The 1,327-nt window shown below is 34.1% G+C and carries 2 protein-coding genes; both read right to left on the bottom strand.

Annotated elements, in window-relative coordinates; genetic code table 11:
* On the bottom strand, positions 1-504 hold a 504-nt coding region (gene hisH / locus RMO83_RS12825), incomplete at its 3' end, for an imidazole glycerol phosphate synthase subunit HisH (RefSeq protein ID WP_310560096.1).
* Between the two features lie 37 nt (positions 505-541).
* The coding region (gene hisB / locus RMO83_RS12820; protein ID WP_310560095.1) for an imidazoleglycerol-phosphate dehydratase HisB at positions 542-1,327 on the bottom strand (786 nt) is incomplete at its 5' end.

The following is a 1,327-nucleotide window of genomic DNA, read 5'->3' as shown; positions in this document are numbered from 1 at the left end:
ATTATCTTTTTGCAATGCTGATGAATATTCGGTTTCATAATCTGTAATTGCTATTGCTTCTTGGCATTTTGGAGCATAAAAACTGTGAACTAAATACATATATTCATTTTCGGAAATTCCTTCAAACAGTTTAGATTTCAGATTATAAATAGTATTCCAACCCATTTGTGGCACTTTTACTTTATTTGTAAACTTGATAATATCGATATTAAAAACATTCAATCCGATTGTATTTCCTTCTTCCGAAGAATTACACATGAGTTGCATTCCGAGACAGATTCCCAAAACTGGTTGTTTTAAACTTGAGATAATTTTGTCTAAACCACTTTCACGAAGTTTTTTCATGGCACTACTCGCCTCGCCTACTCCGGGGAAAATAACTTTATCGGCTGATTGAATTTCCTCAATATTACTGGATAAAACCCCTTCAAAACCAAGTCTTTGTAAAGCAAATTGAATGCTTTGAATGTTTCCTGCGCCGTAATCTATTATTACAATCTTCATTTTTTAAAATTCAAATTTTAGTTTCTGGTTTCAATTTTTAAAGCATTCCTTTTGTTGATGGTAAAATCATTTTTTCGACATCGCGTTTTACTGCAACTTTAATTGCTTTGGCAAATGCTTTGAAAATGGCTTCAATTTTGTGATGTTCGTTGGTGCCTTCGGCTTTAATGTTTAAGTTCGCTTTGGCGCCATCGGTAAACGATTTAAAGAAGTGAAAAAACATTTCGGTTGGCATTTGTCCGATCATTTCTCGTTTGAATTCGGTTTCCCAAACCAGCCAATTTCGACCTCCAAAATCGATAGCTACTTGAGCCAAACAATCGTCCATGGGCAAACAAAAACCGTAACGTTCGATTCCTAATTTGTTACCTAATGCTTTGGCAAAAACTTCGCCAAGAGCAATTGCGGTATCTTCAATCGTGTGGTGCTCATCTACTTGCAAATCGCCTTTGACCAAAATTTCTAAATCCATTTGTCCGTGTCGTGCAATTTGGTCCAACATATGGTCGAAAAAAGCAATACCTGTTTCGATTTTGCTTTTCCCTGTTCCATCAAGATTTAGGTTGATAAAAATATCTGTTTCGTTAGTTTTTCTTGTTATTGAAGCCGATCGACTTTCGAGTTTAAGAAATTCATAAATTTTTTGCCAATCGTTGGTTTCTAAAGCAATGCAAAAATCTAATTCTGAACGTTTAACAGATATTTCTCCAGTTCCTAAATTGGTATTATCATTTATAAAAATGGCTTTTGAACCCAAATTTTTAGCTAATTCGACATCAGTCAATCTATCACCAATTACAAATGAATTTGCTAAATCATATTC

The sequence above is a fragment of the Flavobacterium sp. genome (assembly GCF_031423415.1).
Lineage (GTDB): Bacteria > Bacteroidota > Bacteroidia > Flavobacteriales > Flavobacteriaceae > Flavobacterium.
This window is presented reverse-complemented; position numbering and strand designations above follow the sequence as displayed.